Here is a 15,816-nt window from a genome sequence, read left to right as displayed (position 1 = left end):
TTGGCAACCGATACACCGTCTTTGGTGATGCGCGGTGCGCCGAAGGATTTGTCGATGACCACGTTACGGCCTTTGGGGCCAAGCGTGACTTTGACGGCGTCGGCAAGGATGTTGACACCCCTGAGCATCCGGTTACGCGCGTCGGTGCTGAATTTGACGTCTTTAGCAGCCATTTTCATGTGCTCCTTGAATGAATTTGAATCTGAGGTCAGTTACCGCGGCTTACATGATGCCGAGGATGTCGCTCTCTTTCATGATCAGCAGCTCTTCGCCGTCGATCTTGACTTCGGTGCCGGACCATTTGCCAAATAGCACTTTGTCGCCTGCTTTAACGGACATAGCGATCAATTCACCGCTGTCCTTGCGGGCACCAGCGCCGACGCTGACGATTTCGCCTTCGGCGGGTTTTTCTTTGGCGCTATCAGGAATGATCAGACCGCCTGCTGTCTTTTCGTCGCCTTCGATGCGACGGACCAGTACACGGTCGTGAAGTGGTGTAAATGCCATTTCAGAACTTCTCCAGTTCGTGTTTCTCTTGTGTTAGCACTCACAGGTGGCGAGTGATAACGATGCGTAGGTAAGGACCACTTCGGTCTGTGTCAACTGTCCATGCGGGTCAAAATTTTAAATTTTTGTGGCCATCTCGAATTCAGCGATTTGTGTCAGACACGCCTTGAGCACCCGCACGTCTTCTGGCCTGAAACGGGCCGTGAGCCGCTGATCGAAATCCTGTGCCGCTGCGCAAATCTCCTTGAAGGCTGCTGCACCCGCCGCTGTGAGTTGCAGTCGTTCGTGCCTGCGATCGTGTTCCATTTCTTCGCGCGACAAGAAGCGTTTCGCCTCTAGCGCCACAACGGCTCTGCTGATCTTGGTCTTATGGACACGCGCCATCGCGCCGATCTCTTTTGCGGTCAGCGCCCCATAGCGCCCCAGATGAAACAGCACCCGCCATTCGGTGCGCAACATCCCGTACCGGTCTTTATAGTGTTTCTGGAACGCCAGCCCCGACCTCTCAGCCGCTTGATTGAGCAGATAGGGTAGAAATTCGCGAAGCTCGAATGCATCGTCCATGGGCGGGGTCCCCTTGTTAGTTACAAAAACAACTAATATCGGATGGCTAACGGAGGATTCTATGATGAACAAGCAAGCATCACCTCAAGCCATGGTACAGGCGTCGTCGCTGCCGGGGCCGCACGCCGGCTATATGCCCGGGTTTGGCAATGATTTCGAAACCGAAGCGCTGCCGGGTGCTTTGCCGCAAGGCATGAACAGTCCGCAGAAATGCAACTATGGTCTTTATGGCGAACAACTGAGCGGCACAGCATTTACCCATGTCCGCCCCGAGCGCACCTGGTGCTACCGTATCCGTCCTTCGGTCAAGCATTCGCATCGCTATGCCCGCATTGATGTGCCCTATTGGAAATCTGCACCGCATGTTGTCGATGACGTGACCAGCTTGGGCCAGTATCGCTGGGATCCGGTGCCGCATAGCGACACCGGACAAACGTGGGTCACGGGCATGCGCACGATGACGACGGCTGGCGATGTGAACACGCAGGTCGGGATGGCCAGCCACATCTATCTGGTGACCGAGAGCATGGTCGATGACTATTTCTTTTCCGCCGACAGCGAGCTTTTGGTGGTCCCGCAGGAAGGGCGGCTGCGCTTTGCGACCGAATTGGGGATCATCGATCTGGAACCGCAGGAAATCGCGATCATCCCGCGTGGTTTGCTTTACCGTGTCGAACTGCTGGACGGGCCTGCACGCGGGTTTGTCTGCGAAAACTACGGCCAGAAATTCGAATTGCCGGGCAGGGGCCCGATCGGGGCCAACTGCATGGCCAACCCGCGTGATTTCAAAGCGCCTGTCGCCGCTTTCGAGGACCGCGAGGTGCCTTCGACCGTCACGATCAAATGGTGCGGGCAATTCCACCGCACAAAGATTGGCCACAGCCCGCTTGATGTGGTGGCGTGGCACGGGAATTACGCCCCGATGAAATATGACCTCAAGACCTATTGTCCGGTGGGCGCGATCCTGTTCGATCACCCCGATCCTTCGATCTTTACCGTGCTTACCGCCCCTTCGGGCCAGCCGGGGACGGCCAATATTGATTTCGTCCTGTTCCGCGAACGCTGGATGGTGGCCGAGGATACCTTCCGCCCGCCGTGGTATCACAAGAACATCATGTCAGAACTGATGGGCAACATTTACGGGCAATATGACGCCAAGCCCAAAGGCTTTGTGCCCGGCGGGATGTCGCTGCACAACATGATGCTGCCCCATGGGCCGGACAAAACCGCCTTTGAAGGGGCAAGCAATGCGGACCTGCGGGCGGTGAAGCTCGACAACACGATGTCCTTTATGTTCGAGACCCGCTTCCCGCAGCACCTGACTGCCTTTGCTGCAAAAGAGGCGCCGTTGCAGGACGATTACATCGACTGCTGGACCGATCTGGAAAAGAAGTTCGACGGCACGCCGGGGGTGAAATGAAGGTTGCAACCCTGCGCAATCCCACATTGGACGGTGAATTGGTCTGTGTCTCGGACGATCTGGCGCAGATGTGGCCGGCTGGCCCTGCAACGCTTCAAGCGCATCTGGACGGGCAGGCCACGGCAAAGCCCGATGTCCTTGGTCCCTTCGTACCCAAGAAATGCCACTCTCCCTTACCACGCGCCTATCAGTTTCTGGATGGCTCGGCCTATGTGAACCACGTCGAGCTTGTCCGCCAAGCGCGGGGCGCGCAAATGCCGCAAAGTTTCTGGACCGATCCGCTGATGTACCAAGGCGGGTCTGACAACTTTTTGGCACCGACTGATCCCATCATCGCAGACACTGCGTGGGGTATTGATTTCGAGGGCGAGATCGCGGTGATCACCGGCCCTGTTCACATGGGCGCCACGCGGGAGGAGGGGTTGGCCGCGATCCGCTTTGTCATGCTGTGCAATGATGTGTCGCTGCGAAACCTGATCCCTGACGAACTGGCCAAGGGCTTTGGCTTTGTCCAGTCCAAACCCGCTTGTGCCTTTTCACCGGTCGCGGTGACGCCGCATTCATTGCCGGGTTGGCGCGAAGGCAAGTTGCACGGCACCCTCAGTGTCGATCTGAACGGGCAGCCCTTTGGCCGCTTGCAAACGGGTGTCGATATGACATTCGACTTTGGCGCGTTGATCGCCCATGCCGCCAAGACCCGCAATCTGGCGGCAGGCACGATCATCGGGTCAGGCACTGTGTCCAACAAATTGGACGGCGGACCGGGCAAGACTGTTGCGCAGGGTGGCGCAGGCTATGCCTGTATCGCGGAACAGCGCATGATCGAGACGATCCAGCAGGGTGCGCCGCAGACACCCTTTCTGCAACCGGGTGACAGGGTGCAGATCTGGATGGAAGACGCGCAAGGACAGAATATTTTTGGCACGATTGATCAGACCGTCGCAGCGCTGGGCTAGTCAGTCGCGCTTGCGGGGGTCCTTGTCGTCCTCAGACAGGATGCGCCATGCATCCCCTTCAAGGTCGTCGTATTGATTGCTGCGCAGGCTCCACAAAAATGCAGCCAGCCCCAGTCCGCCAAGGATCAGGGACACAGGGATCAGGATCACCAGAATATTCATACCCGCCCCCGCATCCGCAAAGCGTTCAGCAGAACCGTGATTGAAGAGGCCGACATGGCGATAGAGGCGATCAACGGTGTGGCGAAACCGGCCAAGGCGACAGGGACCGCGATCACGTTGTAAACGGTCGAGATCGTGAAATTCTCTTTGATCCGCGCAAGGGCGGCGCGGGCGACCATCGGCACTTCGATCAAAGGCATCAGGCTATCGTTCAAAAGCACGATGTCGGACGCCGCGCGCGATGCATCCGCTGCTGTGGCAGGCGAGATCGACGCATAGGCGGCGGCCAATGCGCCGGTGTCATTCAATCCGTCGCCCACCATCAGCACCTTGGCCCCGCCTGCCGCCAGTCTTTTGATATAAGCGATCTTGTCGGCGGGTCTGGTGGCGGCTTGCCATGTTTCGATGTTCAAGGCCGCTGCAATCCGCGCGGTTTCATTGGCATCGTCACCGGATACAAGGTGGATTTTCAACCCATAGTCCTGCCATGCCCGCACCAGCTCTGCTGCACCTTCGCGCAGTTGCGATTGCAGCGCGATTCTCTGCGGCTTGTCCTCGCCGATCTGGATAAACGTCCCATGGCCCGCACCCAGCCACGCGCCAGACCCCAGACGGACCCTTTGGCCCTTGTAGAGCGCGCTCAACCCCTTGCCGGCATGTTCTTGCTGGTTGGTGATGCTTGCGGGGGTCACATCACCGAGTGCCGCCGCAATCGCCTGCGACACCGGGTGGGTCGCGTTGCGGGTCATGGCGAGTGCGATGCTTTGTGTCCGCGCGTCCAGCATATCGCGGGCTGCGGCGGGCATCGTCAGTGTGCCGGTCTTGTCGAAAACAACAGTATCCACTTCGGCCAATCGTTCGAGCGCTGTGCCGTCTTTGACCAGCAACCCTGCACGGAACAGCCGCCCCGCTGCCGCGGTCGCAACCGCAGGCACCGCAAGGCCCATCGCACAAGGGCAGGTGATGATCAGGACAGCTACCGCGATGTTCAGCGACAGGCGGAAGTCTCCCGAATAAAGCATCCAGCCGGCAAAGGCGAAAAGTGCAAGCAGATGCACGGCGGGGGCATAAATGGCCGCGGCCTTGTCGGCGACAGCTGTATAGCGGTTGCGCATGGCCTCGGCCTCGTCGACCATCGTCACCATTTTGCGCAAGGTGGTATCGGCCCCGACCGTCGCGGCGCGGATCGTCAGCGGGCCGGTCATATTGACCTCGCCAGCGGTGACCTTGGTCCCGACCGTTGCCGCGCTCAGGCGGCTTTCACCGGTCAAGAGCGCGCGGTCAATCTGGCTGTCCCCTTCGACGACTTGGCCATCTACCGGGATGCGTCCGCCGGGCAGGACCTGAATCAGATCGCCGATGGCAAGCGCGCCAAAGTCGACCATCTGCCGGACGCCATCACGCAGGCGCATCACGCGCGGCACTTCAAGCGCAGACAACTGGGCAGCAGCAGAGGCCGCGGCTTTGCGGCTGCGGTGATCCAGATAGCGACCGATGAGCAGGAAGAAGGTCAGCGTGACAGCCGCATCAAAATACGAATGCGCACCGCCATAGATCGTTTCATAAAGCGAAATACCGGATGCCAGAATGATCGCCAGGGAAATCGGCACATCCATGTTCAAGCGACCGACCTTCAGGGCGCGCCAACCACTTTGAAAGAAGGGTTGTGCCGCATAGATCAGGGTCGGGATCGCGATGACCGCCGTGATCCAGTGGAACAGATGCATCGTTTCACCGACCGCGCCGGACCAGACAGCGACAGACAGGAGCATGATGTTCATATTGGCAAAGCCCGACACCGCAAGGCGGGTCAATAGACTGCTGCCATAGCTGTCGGCCTCTGACCCCAAAAGGCTGGTGTCAAGCACGCGGGCCTCGAAGCCAGCCAGTTCGAGCGTGTCGATCAGGGCCTCGGGTGTGACGGGTTGACTTGTGCCAATCGTGACCCGCTTCATGCTGAGGTTCACGCGGGCGTTGGCCACACCGTCCAATGCGCGCAGGCTGCGCTCCACGCCATTGATGCAGGCCACGCAGTGAATGCCGGGCAAGGACAGCACAATCTGGTTGGTGCCATTGGAGGCCGCTTTTTCAAGCTGCCCCTCTGGCAGGCCGACGCAGGCAGGACAAAAGGCGGCCTCGGTCATTTTGCGGTCAGCGGAAAGCGGCGGCGGAACTTGGTGCCGTCGGGGGCGATCAGTTCAAGGCGCAGGTTCCAATAGCCTTCGTGCATGGCGACTGGGGCGACCATCGACGTTCCGTTCCATGTAAATGCGGGCGTGGTGTCCTGACTTGTGTTGGTCGCGCGCCCCAGAATGGCGCGGGTGACCTCGGCCTCGACAGGCGTGCCACGATCATCAAGGATCGTGACGATCAATTCACCATCGCCGATCGCAGCACTCACATCCCAGTGCAAGGCGTCTTGGGCGGCGCGGTCGGCTTGGAACGACTGGCTGACCTCATAGGAATTGCGGGCCTCGACCCCGGGGAATGTCGCAATCGCTTGCCATGCCAAGGTCAGGTTTACGGCGATGATAATCCCGAAACCGCCCACCATCAGGCCAAGCATATGCCAGCCGGTAAATTCACGGGTCATTCTTCTTCCCTCCCGTTAAAGATTGCGTCTTTGTAGGCGCGTTCACCCGAGACAAGGTCTTCGACCCAGAACCGCAGGTCGACCCTGTCAATGCTGGCCGCTGGATCACCGGGGCGGGCAGAGACATAGACGCGCTGCAAAAGCTGTTCATTGGCAGGGACGGTGACGACGCGCTCGGATGTGCCTTCCAATTCGATCCGCAGGACTTCTTCCGACCGCAAGGACAGATGGAATTCCCGGTCCTCGCCATGTTTGTTGAGCAGGCGGATGTCATAGATGTTGCGGATCGTGCCATCAGAGAGCGTGACAAAGGTCGGGTTGCGCACGGGGGCGACGGTCATCTCGATGTCAGCCCGAATGAAAAGCGCAAAGACCAGACCGACACCAATCAGCGTCCAAAGCGTTGTATAGAGCATCGTGCGCACCCGCAGCACATGCTGCCAGATGGGTTTGGCGGGCTTGCCATTCGCTTCTTCTTCCTGATCGGACAGGGCCAGATAGTCGATCAGGCCGCGTGGCTTGCCGATCCGGTCCATCACATCATCGCAGGCGTCGATGCAAAGAGCGCAGGTGATGCACTCCATCTGCTGGCCGTCGCGAATGTCGATCCCCGCAGGGCAGACATTGACGCAAGCCATGCAGTCGATGCAGTCACCCGCGCCTTCAATCCGCTTTTTGCCGCGTGGTTCGCCGCGCCATTCGCGGTAGGCGACGGTCAGCGTCTCTGGGTCCATCATTGCGGCCTGAATACGCGGCCAGGGGCACATATAGTTGCAGACCTGCTCGCGCATGAAACCGCCAAAGACAAAGGTCGTTGCGGTCAGAACACCGATAGTGGCCCAAGCGATGGGCGGGGCGCTGAAATTGGCAAGGCTGGCCAGAAGCGTTGGAGCGTCAGCGAAGTAAAAGACCCAAGCGCCGCCCGTAGCGACCGAAATGAGTAACCAGACTGTCCATTTCGTCAGCCGCAAGCGGGCTTTTCGAAAATCCCATTTGGCGTTCCAAAGCCTGACGCGTGCATTGCGGTCGCCTTCGATCCAGCGTTCGACAAGGATGAAAAGGTCCGTCCAAACCGTCTGGGGGCATGTGTACCCGCACCAGACACGTCCCAGGGCAGAGGTGAAAAGAAACAGGCCAAGGCCCGCCATGATCAAGAGGCCTGCAACGAAATAGAATTCATGCGGCCAGATCTCGATCCAGAAGAAATAAAAGCGCCGTCCGGCCATATCCATGAGAACGGCCTGATCGGGCAGGTTGGGGCCACGGTCCCACCTGATCCAGGGTGTCAAATAGTAAATACCTAAAGTCACCGCCATCACCCACCATTTGAGGGTGCGGTAAAAGCCTTTGACACGCCGCGGGAAAATCGGTTCCCGCGCGGCATAAAGAGGTTGGTTTTCTGTAGATGACATCAAGGACCTGCTTGAAAAGAGTTCTGTTCGCAGGGTCTGTTCTAGCTGCTGTGACAAGCTGGTCCTTGATGTGGATCAATGGGGGCTTTGCTGGCGCTGACAGTTTCTTTTTGTCTTGCAATCTCCCTCTCGCTTTCGCGAAACTTCCGGCGTAATCGTTTCGTTATGAAACTTGTTCGCCTCCAAGATGCCCAAACGCTCCCACTGTGGCGCAGGCCGCAGTCGCTTTTGTTTGTCATGGCGATGGCGATGCCTGTTGCCTTTGCGACGTGGTCGGCACTGCTCAATAACTTCGTGATCGAGGTTGCGGGGTTCGATGGCGCAGACATCGGCTGGTTGCATTCGGTCCGCGAAATTCCGGGGTTCTTTGCGATCGGGGTGATTGCCCTGATCATGTTCATCCGCGAGCAGGTCTTGGGCCTTGTTGCGCTGATTATGCTGGGTGCTGCTACGGCTGTGACGGCTGAGTTCCCGCAGATGGCGGGTATTTTGACGGTGACGATGCTGTCGTCCATTGGCTTTCATTACTATGAAACGGTCAATCAATCGCTGCAACTGCAGTGGATCGACAAGAAGAAAGCACCGCAAACGCTGGGCTGGCTCTTGTCGGCAGGGTCTGCCGCGACGCTTATGGTTTATCTGCTGATCGTCATCAGTTGGGAACGGTTCGGCCTGACCTATAGTATTGTCTATTGGCTGTCCGGCGGGTTCACCGCTGTTGTCGCCACGATCTGCCTTCTGGCCTATCCGCAGTTCGAAGCCCCGCATCCGCAGATCAAGAAGATGGTGCTGCGCAAGCGGTACTGGCTCTATTACGCGCTGCAATTCATGTCGGGCGCCCGCCGTCAGATTTTTGTTGTTTTTGCTGGCTTCATGATGGTCGAACAGTTCGGCTTTGCGGTCGATGACATCACCAAACTTTTCATGGTGACACTGTTGATCAACATGTTCGCGGCCCCTTTGCTGGGCCGGATCGTGCAAATCTTTGGTGAACGCCGTGCGCTCGTGGTCGAATATGTTGGCTTGTGTATGGTGTTCTTCGCCTATGGCGGCATCTATTATTTCGGTTGGGGCGTGGCCTTGGCGACGATGCTCTACATCATCAACCACCTGTTCTTTAGCCTTGCGTTGGCGATCAAGACCTATTTCCAGAAAATCGCCGATCCGCAGGATATTGCACCCACTGCCGCTGTGGCCTTTACGATCAACCATATCGCGGCGGTGTTCTTGCCGGCCCTCCTAGGATATGTCTGGCTGCAATCGCCCGGCATGGTGTTCCTGCTGGCCGCGGGCATGGCCATTATTTCGCTTCTGCTGTCGCTTCTGATCCCGCGTCACCCCGCCCCCGGTCACGAGACCGTGTTTCAGGGGCGGTTACTGGCGGCGGCAGAGTAGTAAATCTGACAGTCTGCGCTATATATCGAGGGAACCTGATAGGAGGCCGCTGATGTTTTTCATGAACCGTTCAAAATCCGAAATGGTCGCCAAAGAGGCGGCATTGCCCGGTCGCCCTCATGCGATCCCGACTGCGCAGACGCATTTTGTACTGGGCACTCCGCTGACCGCTGATGTGCCTGCAGGCATGCAAGAGGCGATGTTCGGCATGGGCTGTTTCTGGGGCGTGGAGCGGATGTTCTGGAAGCTGGACGGTGTGCACTCTACAATGGTGGGCTACGCGGGCGGCTATACGCCCAATGCCACCTATGAAGAGGTCTGTTCGGGCAAGACAGGCCACAACGAGGTTGTGCGCGTCGTCTATGACCCTTCGGTGATCTCTTATGATCAGCTGCTGCAGGTCTTCTGGGAGGGCCATGACCCGACCCAAGGCATGCGGCAGGGCAATGACGCAGGCACCCAGTATCGCTCTGGCATCTATACCTACTCTGCGGCCCAGAAGGCAGCGGCGGATGCATCCAAGGCGGCCTTTGCCCCGCGTCTGTCGCAGGCTGGATATGGTGCGATCACGACAGAGATCATCGATGCGCCTGCCTTCTATTTTGCAGAAGAATACCACCAGCAATACCTAGCCAAGAACCCCAATGGTTACTGCGGGATTGGCGGCACCGGTGTGACCTGCCCGATTGGCGTGGGTGTCTAAGCGCGCAAATGCTGCTTGATGTGGCGGCGCGGGTTGTGCTGCTGCCCGTCCTGATCGGGCAGGCTGTCTATTTGCGCAAGACGTTCTTGTCGCTGCCGGAACCTGACGGTCCGCGCAGCGGCATGGCGGGCGATGGGCCGCCTTTGCGGATGCTCATCATTGGCGATTCCTCTGCCGTCGGGATCGGTGTGGCAACGCAAGACCTCGCCCTTTCGGGGCAGATCACACAAAGGTTGGCGCCCAATCGACAGGTCACATTCGATCTGATCGCCAGATCGGGGGCACGCACCGCTGATGCGCTCGCGTGGCTGGAGGCGGCCCCAAAGGCCAGCTATGACGTTGTTGTCACGGCCCTGGGTGTGAATGACGTGACCAAGGGTGTATCGCTGCGCAGTTGGTTGCAATTGCAGGCACAATTGTTCGATACGCTGGGCGACAGGTTTGGGGCGCGGCGGATCATCGTGTCAGGCCTGCCACCCGTCGGACAGTTTCCGCTTTTGCCACATCCATTGCGCTGGATCTTGGGGCGGCAAGCGGTCCGGTTCGACCGCAATCTGCGCGCCCTTGTGGCGCAGCGGCCTGATTGTGTGGCGGTCACATTCGAGGTGACGCTGGACAAGACCAATATGGCCGCCGACGGGTTTCACCCCGGACCAACCGTCTATGCAGCTTGGGCCGAAGCGATTGTGCAGCTTATCGTCACCGATCCGCTGTTACTTGACGGGCCGCACGCCAGCCAATAACCGGAAACGAACTGGCACAAAGGTTGGACCATGATCACCTATTCGGCTTTGACAACGCTTGCAGGAGAAGACGCAGCCTATCAGCTTGCAGAGGCGCTGGAAGATATGGTGCCAGAGCCAACAGGCGTTGGCGTCTTCGAGATTGAAGACGGGTCCGGCCTTTGGGAAGTAGCTGCCTATTTTCTGGAGTGGCCGGATGCGGGGATGCTGGCTGTGTTCTCGGCCTTGTATAAAGCCAAACCTTTCAACATCTCGACAATCCCCGAGCAGGATTGGGTTTCCAAGGTCCAACGCGAACTCGCACCCGTGCGTGCAGGGCGCTTTTTCGTCTATGGCAGCCATGACGCGGATCAGGTGCCCGCTGATAAAGTCCCGTTGTTGATCGACGCGGCAATGGCATTTGGGACCGGTCACCATGGGACAACCAAAGGCTGCCTAGAGGCTTTCGATAGCTTGCTGGAACAAGGGTTTTCGGGCGGGCGGATCCTCGATATTGGATGTGGGACCGCTGTCTTGGCCATGGCTGCAGCCAAAGTTTTGCCTCATTCCGTCATGGCCAGCGATATTGATCCAGTGGCGATCGAAGTCGCCCAGGCGAATGTCATCAGCAACGGTCTGGAGGGGCGCATTTCCTGTGTTGTTGCAGCAGGTTTCGGGGCCCCCGAACTTAAGAATAATGGGCCATATGACCTGATCTTTGCGAATATTCTGAAAGGTCCGTTGGTTGCTTTGGCGCCTGATATGGCACGCAATGTTACGGCTGGGGGCTATGTGATTCTCTCTGGTATCTTGAACGAACAGGCTGACGAGGTGGTGGAAGTTTATAATCAATCTGGTTTCAATTTTATGCAGAAAAGCATGATTGTTGACTGGACGACGCTAATATTAAGCAAAAATTGACCAGTCACCTCCCAAAACACCATCTTCACTTGAGAAATGTCTTGTTTGCAGGGCATGTAGAAGCCACAATCTGTAACAAGTAATTTGGAAATCTGGAGGGCCTTTAGTATGCAAGGCAACGTCCCATTCGATAAAAGATTAAAGCGTATCGTCCGGCGTCATGAGAAGATGTCAAACGGTGTGGTAAGAACCGTGACGTCTGACGGGCTGATCGTGGCCAAGCCACGACTCTACAAGCCACGGTTCCCTCTCAAGGGTCTGATTGCCGTGCTGTTGCTCGGGTTCTTGTTCAAGGGCTTCCTCTTCGCATTTCTTGGAGAGGCGGCGTATGTAGACCGCGTCGCATCTTTGCAAAGCGGAACCTTAATGGAACAGGTAGGGGCATGGGTGATGCAACCTGATCCAGTGACCTTCATCGCGGCGCAAGGCATCACGTTGATCCTGCCACAACAGTAGTCGCGCTATCCTCAAACAGAAAAGGCCGCGTTCTTGTCGAACGCGGCCTTTCTTTTTTGGTGGCTCTTCTTGCTTGATCAGCGTGTGCAACGCTCTGCGATCGTGTCGATATCACCGTATGTCAGGCCAATATCGTCCAACTCGCGTGCCGAAAGCTTCGACAGAGAGTTGCGTGTGATGCGTGCGTCGTTCCATGCAGCAAAAGCAGCGAACATGGTGACGAAGAATGAAGAGATGCGGCCTGCGGAGAGGCCGGAAGCGGGGCGGGTTGTGTCAAAAGCGGCCATGGCCAAAATCCTATTATGAATGCTGCATCTGCAGCGTTTGTCTTGATGAGGGGCATCTAGGGGGGAAAACCTGCGGTGACTAGTGTCTTTTTAGCATGGGTCATATGCGTTCGCAGCATGCCTCATTTCTGTGCGGATTTCGTCACAAATCCTTTATTTATAAAGAGTTAATTGCGTCGCTTTTTGATGGTCATCTGCCGCTATTCGCCGTTATTCTGGCAAAGGAGACAAAAGGAAGGCCAAGCAACATGCTTGGTCTTTGTTCGCGTTTTGTGCTAACAAACTTGTGACAATAATAAAATCGAGGCGAGCGATGCGAGTTTTGGGGATTGATCCGGGCCTGCGGAACATGGGTTGGGGTGTGATCGAGGTTGCTGGGTCACGCCTGAGCCATGTTGCTAACGGCATTTGTCGCTCAACCGGCGACGACCTTGGGTCGCGTCTTTTGTCGCTGCATCAACAGTTGACTGAGGTCCTGACGCTCTATCGTCCGGATGCCGCAGCGGTGGAACAGACCTTTGTCAACAAGGACGGTGCCGGCACGTTGAAACTGGGTCAGGCGCGGGGCATTGCGATGCTGGTGCCCGCTCAAGCCGGATTGATCGTGGGTGAATATGCGCCCAATGCGGTCAAGAAGGCTGTCGTGGGTGTCGGCCATGCGGACAAGGCCCAGATCGCACATATGGTGAAGGTGCAATTGCCCGGTGTGCAGCTGGCCGGACCGGATGCCGCCGATGCGCTGGCCATTGCCATTTGCCATTCTTTCCATGTGCAATCAGCAAGCAGCCTTGCGCAGGCCTTGGCGAGGGCAGGCGCATGATCGGCAAGATTGCGGGACGGCTGGAGTATCGGGCCACCGATCATGTGCTGATTGATGTGCGCGGTGTCGGGTATATTGTCTATGTTTCTGACCGAGTGATGGCCGGTTTGCCGCGCAATGGCGAAGCTGTGGCCTTGTTCACCGACCTCTTGGTCCGCGAAGACAATTTGCAACTCTTCGGATTTACGACCCTTGTGGAAAAGGAATGGCATCGCCTGCTGATGTCGGTGCAGGGGATCGGGGCCAAGGCCTCGCTCGCTATTCTGGGGACATTGGGCGCAGATGGTGTCAGCCGCGCGATTGCTTTGGGTGACTGGAACGCTATCGCCAAGGCAAGGGGGGTCGGCCCCAAAACCGCGCAGCGCGTGACGATCGAACTCAAGGACAAAGCGCCCGGCGTCATGGCGATGGGCGGCTCTGTGGCCGAAGCCATGGGTGACTCTGTGATCGATGATGCGGCCCCCGAACCTGCCCGCCGCGTGGCCGCCCCCAAAGGGAACCCAGCCTCGGCAGAGGCGTTATCTGCCCTTGGCAATCTGGGCTATGCCCCCGGTGAGGCGGCAAGCGCTGTCGCCGAAGCTGCGGGTGCAGCGCCAGAGGCCGATACAGCCAGCTTGATCCGTGCGGCCTTGAAGCTCTTGGCCCCGAAAGGCTAGAGGAGAGGGATGGACCAGCCTGATCCCACATTGCGCCCCGAGCCGCAGCCCGAAGACGGGGACCGCGCCCTGCGTCCGCAAACGCTTGATGCCTTTATCGGTCAGCACGCCGCCCGCGCCAATCTTTCGGTTTTTATCGAAAGCGCCCGCAGGCGCGGCGAGGCGATGGACCACACGCTGTTTCACGGCCCCCCCGGTTTGGGCAAAACGACGTTGGCGCAGATCATGGCCCGCGAATTGGGTGTTAATTTTCGCATGACCTCTGGTCCGGTGCTGGCCAAGGCGGGCGATCTTGCCGCGATCCTGACCAACCTCGAAGCGCGGGATGTCTTGTTCATCGACGAAATCCACCGCCTGAACCCTGCGGTAGAGGAAATCCTCTATCCTGCGCTCGAAGACTTCGAACTTGATCTTGTCATTGGCGAAGGTCCGGCGGCCCGCACGGTGCGGATCGAATTACAGCCCTTTACGCTGGTAGGTGCGACGACCCGTATGGGATTGCTGACCACGCCATTGCGTGACCGCTTTGGTATTCCGACGCGGTTGGAATTCTATTCCGAGGACGAGTTGCACGAGATCGTAACCCGTGGTGCCCGCCTGATGGGTGCGCCAGCCGCGCCCGAGGGCGCGCGCGAGATTGCCCGTCGTGCCCGTGGCACTCCGCGCATTGCAGGCCGGTTGCTGCGCCGCGTTGTGGACTTTGCGATTGTGGACGGGGACGGGACCGTCACGAAAGAAATCGCCGACAGCGCGCTCACCCGTCTTGGCGTGGATCATCTGGGCCTGGACAATGCCGACCGCCGCTATCTGCGCCTGATCGCGGAAAGCTATGGCGGCGGGCCTGTGGGGGTCGAGACGCTGAGTGCCGCATTGTCCGAAAGCCGCGACAGTCTGGAAGACGTGATCGAGCCATACCTGCTGCAAAAGGGCCTAATCCAGCGCACCCCGCGCGGGCGGATGCTGGCGCAGGCGGCGTGGACGCATTTGGGGCTGGATGCGCCCAAATCGCAGACGGATTTGTTTGGATGACAGGGCAGATGGCCCGCACGGAACTTGGAATGAACGCAGAAAGCAACCAGGTCGAAAAGCTCTTTACCCGTGCAGATGGGGCCTATGTTTTTGCGCGTTGGGGCCGCCCGATTGTGCCAGTCGTCTTTGGTGTCGATGAAGCCACGCTTGCGGTCTTCAAAGGTGCGATCGAGGCGGTTGTTGTGCTCGCAGGTCACAAGATGGATGAGGTTGATACCGAGTTGGGTGCCAATCTGATGATGTTTTTCTGCCGTGACTGGGCTGAATTGGCAGAGGTGCCACATCTGGACAAACTTGTCCCGGATTTGGGGCCACTGGTGGACAAGCTGCAAAGGGCCGATGCCAACCAATACCGGATTTTCCGCTTTGACGAGGCCGGCGCCATTCGTGCGGCATTTGTGTTCTTGCGGATGGACGCGCATCTGGAGGCGGTTTCGGCAGACACCTTGGCGCTGTCACAAGCGGTCCAGACGATCTTGCTATGGTCGGATAAAGCTTTTGATGACATGCCGCCCTTGGCGATGATCGCAGGGCAGAGCGTTCTGCGCCCCGAGATCGCAAATGTGATCCGCGCCGCCTATGATCCGGTGATGCCAAAGGCGGCACAGGATGCCAGCCATGCTCTAAGATTGGCTGCAAGGATACCGCAACCGTCATGACCCACAAGTTTCCGATCCGCGTCTATTATGAAGACACTGACCTTGCGGGCATCGTCTATTATGCCAACTATCTGAAATTCATCGAACGCGCGCGCAGTGAATGGGTGCGCGAGCTTGGAATTGATCAGGTGCAGATGAAGGCGGAAGGCCTTGTGTTTGCAGTACGTAGGGTCGAGGCGGATTACTTCTTGCCGGCAAAGTATGATGACGAACTGGTTGTCGAGACCACAATGGCGCAGGGGTCCGGTGTCCGTTTGATTGTTCGCCAAGATGTCAAGCGGGCCGATCAGACCCTCTTTACGGCTTTGGTGACTATCATCTGCATGACGGAAGATGGTGTAGTCGCCCGTTTGCCGGCGGCGATCCGCCGTCCTGGTCCCTAAAAAGAGGCCGATTTCGCATAAGTGATGCGGGATTGGTTGGATTTCCCAGAACGAATGCAGTATCGTTTCTCATAATCAGAGCCCAAAATAGGGCCTTAGGCAGAGCAGGCACATGGAAGCAGCACACGAATTCACAATGTGGGCGTTGTTCGCGCGCGCGACAATTACCGT

Annotated in this window: 19 protein-coding genes and 1 pseudogene; 12 read left to right on the top strand and 8 right to left on the bottom strand. The window is 58.0% G+C overall.

Annotated features, from left to right (window positions below):
- From groEL to NWQ23_RS08055, 3 genes and pseudogenes are all read right to left on the bottom strand, one after another.
- Window positions 1-173 (bottom strand): annotated as a pseudogene (groEL, locus tag NWQ23_RS08065) (chaperonin GroEL); the annotation flags it as partial.
- Window positions 174-222: 49 nt separating this feature from the next.
- The gene (locus tag NWQ23_RS08060; RefSeq protein ID WP_306165767.1) at window positions 223-507 is read right to left on the bottom strand and encodes a co-chaperone GroES; all 285 of its coding nucleotides are present in this window, start codon (window positions 505-507) and stop codon (window positions 223-225) included.
- 117 nt (window positions 508-624) lie between these two features.
- The gene (locus NWQ23_RS08055) at window positions 625-1,071 is read right to left on the bottom strand and encodes a MarR family winged helix-turn-helix transcriptional regulator (RefSeq protein ID WP_306165766.1); all 447 of its coding nucleotides are present in this window, start codon (window positions 1,069-1,071) and stop codon (window positions 625-627) included.
- A gap of 64 nt (window positions 1,072-1,135) precedes the next feature.
- On the opposite strand from NWQ23_RS08055, the gene hmgA reads away from it, so the two are divergent.
- Together hmgA and NWQ23_RS08045 are read left to right on the top strand one after the other, a co-directional pair.
- Window positions 1,136-2,491: a homogentisate 1,2-dioxygenase gene (gene hmgA, locus NWQ23_RS08050; protein WP_306165765.1), complete on the top strand. Its 1,356-nt coding sequence runs from the start codon at window positions 1,136-1,138 to the stop codon at window positions 2,489-2,491.
- A complete protein-coding gene (locus NWQ23_RS08045) occupies window positions 2,488-3,447 on the top strand; it encodes a fumarylacetoacetate hydrolase family protein (protein WP_306165764.1) in 960 nt (319 codons plus the stop codon). Before hmgA ends, NWQ23_RS08045 begins: the two co-directional genes overlap by 4 nt.
- Here the strand turns inward: NWQ23_RS08045 and ccoS are convergent, their stop codons facing one another.
- From ccoS to ccoG, 4 genes are read right to left on the bottom strand one after another with little or no spacing between them, the layout of a single operon-like run.
- Window positions 3,448-3,609 (bottom strand): cbb3-type cytochrome oxidase assembly protein CcoS, encoded by a 162-nt coding sequence (gene ccoS, locus NWQ23_RS08040; RefSeq protein ID WP_306165763.1) that lies wholly within the window; start codon window positions 3,607-3,609, stop codon window positions 3,448-3,450. It abuts the gene before it with no gap.
- On the bottom strand, window positions 3,606-5,753 hold the full coding sequence (locus NWQ23_RS08035; protein WP_306165762.1) for a heavy metal translocating P-type ATPase: 2,148 nt from the start codon (window positions 5,751-5,753) through the stop codon (window positions 3,606-3,608). Before NWQ23_RS08035 ends, ccoS begins: the two co-directional genes overlap by 4 nt.
- Entirely contained in the window at window positions 5,750-6,202 is a 453-nt protein-coding gene (locus NWQ23_RS08030; RefSeq protein ID WP_306165761.1) for a FixH family protein, read from the bottom strand. Before NWQ23_RS08030 ends, NWQ23_RS08035 begins: the two co-directional genes overlap by 4 nt.
- On the bottom strand, window positions 6,199-7,614 hold the full coding sequence (gene ccoG / locus NWQ23_RS08025) for a cytochrome c oxidase accessory protein CcoG (RefSeq protein ID WP_306165760.1): 1,416 nt from the start codon (window positions 7,612-7,614) through the stop codon (window positions 6,199-6,201). Before ccoG ends, NWQ23_RS08030 begins: the two co-directional genes overlap by 4 nt.
- Window positions 7,615-7,779: 165 nt before the next feature.
- Between ccoG and NWQ23_RS08020 the strand changes: the two genes are divergently transcribed.
- The 5 genes from NWQ23_RS08020 (at window position 7,780) to NWQ23_RS08000 (ending at window position 11,811) form a co-directional block, all read left to right on the top strand.
- A complete protein-coding gene (locus NWQ23_RS08020; RefSeq protein WP_306165759.1) occupies window positions 7,780-9,009 on the top strand; it encodes an MFS transporter in 1,230 nt (409 codons plus the stop codon).
- A gap of 52 nt (window positions 9,010-9,061) precedes the next feature.
- Window positions 9,062-9,712 carry a peptide-methionine (S)-S-oxide reductase MsrA gene (msrA, locus tag NWQ23_RS08015; RefSeq protein WP_306165758.1) on the top strand — a complete coding sequence of 217 codons (651 nt, stop codon included), beginning with the start codon at window positions 9,062-9,064 and terminating at the stop codon, window positions 9,710-9,712.
- 8 nt (window positions 9,713-9,720) lie between these two features.
- Window positions 9,721-10,455: an SGNH/GDSL hydrolase family protein gene (locus NWQ23_RS08010; RefSeq protein ID WP_306165757.1), complete on the top strand. Its 735-nt coding sequence runs from the start codon at window positions 9,721-9,723 to the stop codon at window positions 10,453-10,455.
- A gap of 30 nt (window positions 10,456-10,485) precedes the next feature.
- A complete protein-coding gene (locus NWQ23_RS08005; RefSeq protein ID WP_306165756.1) occupies window positions 10,486-11,355 on the top strand; it encodes a 50S ribosomal protein L11 methyltransferase in 870 nt (289 codons plus the stop codon).
- Between the two features lie 108 nt (window positions 11,356-11,463).
- Window positions 11,464-11,811: a hypothetical protein gene (locus NWQ23_RS08000; RefSeq protein ID WP_306165755.1), complete on the top strand. Its 348-nt coding sequence runs from the start codon at window positions 11,464-11,466 to the stop codon at window positions 11,809-11,811.
- 77 nt (window positions 11,812-11,888) lie between these two features.
- On the opposite strand, the gene NWQ23_RS07995 is transcribed toward NWQ23_RS08000, so the two are convergent.
- The gene (locus NWQ23_RS07995; RefSeq protein ID WP_306165754.1) at window positions 11,889-12,098 is read right to left on the bottom strand and encodes a DUF1127 domain-containing protein; all 210 of its coding nucleotides are present in this window, start codon (window positions 12,096-12,098) and stop codon (window positions 11,889-11,891) included.
- A 313-nt stretch (window positions 12,099-12,411) separates the two neighbouring features.
- On the opposite strand from NWQ23_RS07995, the gene ruvC reads away from it, so the two are divergent.
- Genes ruvC through ybgC form a run of 5 tightly spaced genes read left to right on the top strand, consistent with a single transcriptional unit; the run spans window position 12,412 to window position 15,645 of the window.
- Window positions 12,412-12,918 (top strand): crossover junction endodeoxyribonuclease RuvC, encoded by a 507-nt coding sequence (ruvC, locus tag NWQ23_RS07990; protein ID WP_306165753.1) that lies wholly within the window; start codon window positions 12,412-12,414, stop codon window positions 12,916-12,918.
- Entirely contained in the window at window positions 12,915-13,574 is a 660-nt protein-coding gene (gene ruvA / locus NWQ23_RS07985; RefSeq protein WP_306165752.1) for a Holliday junction branch migration protein RuvA, read from the top strand. The genes ruvC and ruvA overlap by 4 nt, the downstream gene beginning before the upstream one ends.
- A 9-nt stretch (window positions 13,575-13,583) precedes the next feature.
- Window positions 13,584-14,603: a Holliday junction branch migration DNA helicase RuvB gene (gene ruvB / locus NWQ23_RS07980; protein WP_306165751.1), complete on the top strand. Its 1,020-nt coding sequence runs from the start codon at window positions 13,584-13,586 to the stop codon at window positions 14,601-14,603.
- 29 nt (window positions 14,604-14,632) lie between these two features.
- Complete coding sequence (locus NWQ23_RS07975; protein WP_306165768.1) at window positions 14,633-15,262, top strand: hypothetical protein; 630 nt, start codon at window positions 14,633-14,635, stop codon at window positions 15,260-15,262.
- The gene (gene ybgC, locus NWQ23_RS07970; protein ID WP_306165750.1) at window positions 15,259-15,645 is read left to right on the top strand and encodes a tol-pal system-associated acyl-CoA thioesterase; all 387 of its coding nucleotides are present in this window, start codon (window positions 15,259-15,261) and stop codon (window positions 15,643-15,645) included. The genes NWQ23_RS07975 and ybgC overlap by 4 nt, the downstream gene beginning before the upstream one ends.
- Window positions 15,646-15,816: the final 171 nt, after the last annotated feature.

The organism is Yoonia sp. (genome assembly GCF_030731595.1).
GTDB lineage: Bacteria > Pseudomonadota > Alphaproteobacteria > Rhodobacterales > Rhodobacteraceae > Yoonia.
The sequence above is the reverse complement of the archived record's forward strand: the minus strand, read 5'-3'. Positions and strand labels throughout refer to the sequence as shown.